Genomic DNA, 5,817 nt, shown 5'->3' on the forward strand with positions numbered 1-5,817 from the left:
TGGCTTGGCCGGCGGTGAAGTTGGCGACGGCGTAGATGGTGACGGTCGACCAGTGGCCGGTGGTCAGGTTCATGCGGCGTCGGCGCACGCGGATGGCCTGCACGGCGTGCGGGAAGTCCAGGCCGATACTCGACAGCCACGATGCGGTAGCCCCGCTCGGCCAACGGCACGGTCGCCTGCCCGGTGCCACAGCCGATCTCCAGCACTCTTGCCCCAGGCGCTACCCCGGCCGCAGCGAGATCATCAAACATCTGCACTGGGTATCGGGGGCGGGCACGGTCATACCGTGCAGCGTCCTCATTGAAGGTCTCTCGCAACCTCACGTAGTCATTGCTATCGCTCACCAACAGAGAGTACGAGCGCAGCTCCTACGACAGGCACCCAATTCTCGATGCCAGGCACGGCAGGGTCCATCCGCTCGCCCGCCCGCCGATCGTTACCGGAAATTCGCAATAACGTGCCCAAATCGTCAGCCGCGCATGGATCGGCCACGAACCGGCACTACGCAGTTCGGAGCAACTTCGATGGCACACATGCCCACCCCAAGGTCAACCCAACCAGCATCGTGAAGGGGCTCCAGCATCCATCCGTGCCATTCAATCGTGTCCGCCCAGGCAGTGGACCTGGGCCCCCGAGCACCTTGGATGGCAAAGAACAGTGGTCCCAGCCCCGGCAGTGCGGCAGGTCAGCCTGGACCTTCGCCGCGAGAAGCCAGCCAGCACGTGTCTGCCGCTGGTGATGCCGTGGCTCGTATGGCCAGCACGCGCTGGCGACCTACGGTCAGCGAGGCGTTGCCTCGCGCCGACTCTGCCTGGGCGAGGCCGGCGCGAGGCGTAGTTCCCGCAGCGGGAGGGGACGGCTGACACTGTTGCGCCCGTTCGGCCTGGATCGTCGCGTCGCCGAGGATCGAGCGAAGGGGCGCCTCCTCGGCCGCCGCGGCGGCGGACCGGGTCGGGCGTGATGTCGAGCAGGTGCCGCCACTGTCCTCGGGCAGATCCTGCGGTGCCATGGGTGCTGCTTCTTGCGCAGAACGAGGTCCCGGGCGGACGCCGGTGCCGGTGAGCGGTGAGGACGGTCAGGTGGGTGCAGCGCACAGGTTGCGCCGCGGTGTGGCGTGAGTAGCGGGTCAGCCGTCCTCGGACGGTTTTTCGCCGCCGGTCGGCTCGGTGAGCGCACCGATGCGCCCGATCTCCTCGACGATCTCCTCGACCCTGGTGACCAGCACCGTGCCGGGCACGCGGAGTTCCAGGTGGCATCCGACCGACAACGCCGAGGTGACGGGGCCGGGCACCGCCATGGCCGACCGCTCCAGCCGTCGGGCGTAGCCCAGGGTGTTGCGTGCGCCGCTGCGGGAGGCCGCCTCGACCATGACGGTGCCGCGGGTTGCTGCGGCGATGATCCTGTTGCGGGTCAGGAATCGCGCCCTGTCAGGCCGGGTGCCCGGTGGCCACTCGGTGATCAGCAGCCCTTCCTCGGCGATCCGTTCGAACATGGCCGAGTTGGACACCGGATAGACCTGGTCGATGCCGCAGGCGAGCACCGCGCAGGTCACCCCGCCGGCGGCGAGGGCGCCCCGGTGCGCGGTGACGTCGATGCCGAGCGCTCCGCCGGATACCACCGCCCAGCCGCGCTCGGCCAGGCGGTACGCCAGTTCCGACGCGACGAACTCGCCATACTGGGTCACGGCCCGCGCGCCGACGACCGACACCGACCGGTCCAGCGCCTCTGCGAGCCGGGCCGGCCCACGCAGCCATAGGCACATCGGCGGGTCGGTGTCGCGGTGCAGTGGGTCGGTTCCGCGGCTGATGGCGGCGAGGTCGTCGAGGCTGCGCGGCCACTCGTCGTCTGCCGGGGTGATGATTCGGGCACCGACCCGGTCAGCGCGGTGCAGCATGTCGCTGGCGATGCGGTCCACGCTGTCTGAACTGCGGTAGCTGGGGTTGTGGCGGCTGTTGGCGGCCGCGGCGAGTGCCGGGCTGAGGTCTTCGTTGTGGCGTAGCTGGTCGAGGGCTTGCACGGGTCCGGCGCTGCGGACGAGGGTGCCGACCTCGTGGTTGCCCGGTTGGGTGAGGGCGGCCAAGGCGAGCCAGGCGGTGCGGTCGGTGGTCATGGTTCCTCCAGTGGATCTCGACTGGTCACGTCGGTGTTGGTGGCGTTCGAGCTGGTCCGGCTGCTTGGCCGGCGTGGTGGCCGACACAGCGGTGCGGGGCCGGATGGCTGGCGCGGCGGCTGGGTCGTGTGCGCAGCGCGGCAGGTGAAGTACGGTGTCGCTGGCGGCGGGCCAGGGCTGCCGATGCGGTGAGCCCGTCACGCGCTGCGGTTCGCCGCCGCGGCACTTGGGCCGTGCTCCGGCGCAGCGTTGGCTGTGGCACGGCGGCGCAGCTCGCGCAGGGGTAGGGGTCGGCTGACGCCGTTTCGCCGTTCCCGCAGGATCGCCACATCGCCGAGCTCGTCGCGCAGGTGTTCTTCTTCGGCTTCGGCGGCGGCGAACCGCTCGGGGGCGACCTGTAGGAGGTGCCGCCACTGCTGTTGGCCGGCGCGGACGCACGCGCCGAAGCAGTTGTTGTGGGCGAACCCGTTGGCGTAGGCGCGGGGCGGTTCGATGCCCTCGGCGCGGGCCCAGTCGAGCATCTGTGCCTTGGTCAGGTCCGGCGGTTCGCACATCGGGAACCGGACGGCCCACGGCTTCCAGCCCCGTTCGATCCCTGGGGTGCGGAGTTGCTCGCTCCAGTCGATCCCCACGTACAGGATCGTGGTGGCGGGGTCGGCGTTCGCGGTGAGCCAGTCTCGGCATGGTTTCTGCTTCAAGATTCGGCTGCAGGGTGCGATCCGGCTGTTGCCGATGAACCGCTGGTCGGCGAAGACCTGCCAGGGGGTGCGGCCGTCAGCGACGATGACCGGGGTGACGCCGAGGTGTGCGGCGGCGTCGCCGACAAACCGCCACAGGTCCGGATCCTCGGCCTTTGTATCCGCGGCGAGGAGAACGAGCCGGTCGGTGCCGTATTCGGCCTTGATGCGCATCGCGGTCGCCCACGAGCCGATACCGCCGGAGAACTGTACGACGTGCAGCAGCTCATCGGTGGGCGGACCGGGCAGTGCAGTCGGCGTGGGCTGCGGATGGCTGGCGGTCATGGCCATGGGGTCGGCTCCGGCGGCTCGTGGTGGCGGACCCAGCGGCGCATGTCGTCGGTGTCCAGCCAATGCCAGCGGGTGCCGTCCACGAGCCGTTTCGTGCTGCGTACTGCGTAGCGGCTGATGCCCAGCGCGGTGGCGAAGCGGGCGACGTAGTCGGCGAAGGTGGCGGGCGCGCCGAACTGTGTGTCGAGGGCTGCCAGCTGCCGTTCGAGCCGGCGCAGGAACGCGACCATGCTCTGTGCGCGGGGCAGGTCGACGGTCCGTGGCCGGTACTCGTGCCCCCAGCCCCAGCAGCTGCCGTCGTCGGTGACGCCGCCGGTGTCGACCGAGCCACGCACGTACAGGTCGGCGTAGCGGTCATGGATGCCGTCGGGTGGCTCGAACGACGGGGTGAGTACGGCACCGGGTTCGGCGTCGCGGGAGCCACCGTCCGCCGTGGGGTCGTTGCGGTAGCAGATGTGCCCGGCGAGTTGAGCGAGGCCGTGCTCGTCGGTTCGGGCGAGGACGATGAGCAGGTCGGGTCGTGGGCGCGACGGTTGCATGCGGGAGCTCCTTCAGGTTGGGCGTGGTGTCGGGTCGGCGGGGGACCCGCCGGGGTCGTGGCGAAGGGGTCACGGCTTCGGCGGTGCGGGGTGGGTCGCTCGGTCAGGTGCAGTCCAGGCCGCAGGAGACGCAGACCAGCACCTGCTCGGCGGGCTGGTCGGGTGGCCCGATCCACGCGCCGGTGGTGCGGTCGTCGCGGCACACCTTGGGTGACGGGTAGCGCCAGGTGCCGGTCACGACCCGGCGGCCTGGTGCGACGTACTCGCCGCGGTGGTGGGCGACGGACCCGTCGCGGTACCGGAGCCCGGGCTGCGGGAGTAGTGGGGGAAGCCCGTCGGCGGCGTGATCGGGAGGTGCTAGCTGCAGCTCGGACGGCACAGCTGGTGACGGGCGCAGCGCGACGAGCGCTGATGACTTCCCCGGCGTGTGCGCTGGGAAGGTCTCGACGACGTGCTGGCCGTCCTCACGGGGGTAGGCCGATCGCAGCTCGAAGACTTCGGCATGGTCGCTGGCGAGCGGGGACAGTCCGGCGACGACTCGGGAGAGGCCGGAGGAGAGGAGCTCCTCGTCGACGAGGACACCGAGCGCGAACGGTCCGTACTCGTCGATGCAGGCCAACAGGATAGTGCGGCCGCGGATGTGCATGGATCCAGCGGTGTATTCGATGTGGCGGGACGACTGGTCGAGCATCGGGGGTCCCTTTCGTTGATGTGCTGGTGCCGCGCGTCGTTGCTGCGGGTGCTCGGCAGGCTGTCGCTTCGATGGGCGGAGTCCGTGGCATGGCGCGGTGTGGAGGTGTTGCTCCCAGGAGGCGGCGGGTGCCGGCCGCGGGGTTCGCGGCCGGCACCGGTGTCCCGGTTCGGTCAGTGGTGGATCAGTTCCCGGTCGGTGACGACATCGGGGTAGGCGTCGGCGATGATGTGTTCGCCGTCGGCGGTGGTGACGAGGTCGCCGCGGCGGGTCTGCTTGGCCGGGCCGGGGTGTGCTTCGCCGAAGCGCATGCTGAGGGAGACGTTGCGTGCCTCCACCTTCAGGCCGGCGAACTCGTCGTCGTTGATGTAGCCGAGCAGGCGGCCGCCTTCGATGACGACGAGGGTACCGCGGGTGAGGTTACGGACGTGTCCGGCGAGCTTGCCCCAGCACACGATGTCGAAGAACATCGGCTTCGCGTCGACCCATTTGCCGGTGTGGTCGCGGTACTGGCTCTGATGCACGATCGTGAACGTGACGAACTCGCGGCCTGCCTTGGTGGCGTTGCTCAGGGCAGAGGTGGTGAGCTTGCCTTCGATGGTGAGGTTGAACTGCACGGTGCGCTCCAGGTGGCTGAGTTGTTCGGGGAACTGACTGGGCGCCCGAGGCCGGCGGGGGCCGGCCCCGGGCGGCTCGGCTAGGCGGCGGGCTCGAGCTCCTGCCCGAACTCGGCGACCCACGCCTCGCTGGAACCGGGCTTGGCGGTGTCGTCGTCGGAGGTGACGGTGGCGCCCTTGAACCGCATCGACAGGGCGACGTTGGCGGCGGTGACCTGTAGCAGGCCGCCGGGCTCGTTGGTGTCCTGGCGCGTGTAGGCCCAGATGTCCAGGTCGTCGCGGGCCTCGACGATGACCGTGTCGCCCTTCTTGAGCTCGGCGACGCGTTCGGCGAGGCGTTCCCAGGCGGTGACGGTGATGTACATCGGGGTGCCGTCGGTCCAGTCGCCGTCCTTGGTGCGGCGGCGGCGGTTGTGCACGACCCGCAGCTCGGTGACGGCCCTGCCGGTCTGGGTGAAGCGAAGCTCGGGGTCGGCGGCGAGGTTGCCTTCGAACATGAGGTTGAACAGCATGTCGGTGCTCCATCCGGTGGTCCGGGGTGCGGCTCCCGCTGACCGGATCGCTGTGGAGTGATCCGGGTGCTGGGGTGCCGCGCTGACGGGGACGGTCAGAGCCCGCCCTGGGCCGGCGGTGCAAGCCACAGGGAAAAGATCTTGGCGTCGAGCGGAGCGAGACACGCTCGCCAAGATGTTTGCCAGGGGGCTTAGGGGGTGTCTCACTTGGTGAGGTCCTTGCCTCGGGCATGATCTTCTGTTTGTGGCGGATGTTGTCGAGGACATGATCCATACCTGGGCGCCGGACGACCTGTGGCAGGTCGCGCAACCGCTGATTC

General features: G+C 69.7%; 7 protein-coding genes. All 7 read right to left on the reverse strand.

Annotated elements, in window-relative coordinates; genetic code table 11:
• Positions 1-251: class I SAM-dependent methyltransferase (locus ABD332_RS60425; protein ID WP_425552474.1), on the reverse strand; the 251-nt coding region annotated here is incomplete at its 3' end.
• Positions 252-1,126: 875 nt separating this feature from the next.
• Positions 1,127-2,110 (reverse strand): DNA-processing protein DprA, encoded by a 984-nt coding sequence (gene dprA / locus ABD332_RS59700; protein WP_344516041.1) that lies wholly within the window; start codon positions 2,108-2,110, stop codon positions 1,127-1,129.
• A gap of 197 nt (positions 2,111-2,307) precedes the next feature.
• On the reverse strand, positions 2,308-3,132 hold the full coding sequence (locus ABD332_RS59705; RefSeq protein ID WP_344516043.1) for a hypothetical protein: 825 nt from the start codon (positions 3,130-3,132) through the stop codon (positions 2,308-2,310).
• Complete coding sequence (locus ABD332_RS59710) at positions 3,129-3,677, reverse strand: hypothetical protein (RefSeq protein ID WP_344516045.1); 549 nt, start codon at positions 3,675-3,677, stop codon at positions 3,129-3,131. Before ABD332_RS59710 ends, ABD332_RS59705 begins: the two co-directional genes overlap by 4 nt.
• Positions 3,678-3,780: 103 nt before the next feature.
• Positions 3,781-4,368: a hypothetical protein gene (locus tag ABD332_RS59715; RefSeq protein ID WP_344516047.1), complete on the reverse strand. Its 588-nt coding sequence runs from the start codon at positions 4,366-4,368 to the stop codon at positions 3,781-3,783.
• Positions 4,369-4,541: 173 nt separating this feature from the next.
• On the reverse strand, positions 4,542-4,985 hold the full coding sequence (locus ABD332_RS59720; protein WP_344516049.1) for a single-stranded DNA-binding protein: 444 nt from the start codon (positions 4,983-4,985) through the stop codon (positions 4,542-4,544).
• 80 nt (positions 4,986-5,065) lie between these two features.
• A complete protein-coding gene (locus ABD332_RS59725; RefSeq protein ID WP_344516051.1) occupies positions 5,066-5,497 on the reverse strand; it encodes a single-stranded DNA-binding protein in 432 nt (143 codons plus the stop codon).
• Positions 5,498-5,817 lie beyond the last annotated feature (320 nt).

The sequence above is a fragment of the Dactylosporangium maewongense genome, assembly GCF_039531485.1.
GTDB lineage: Bacteria > Actinomycetota > Actinomycetes > Mycobacteriales > Micromonosporaceae > Dactylosporangium > Dactylosporangium maewongense.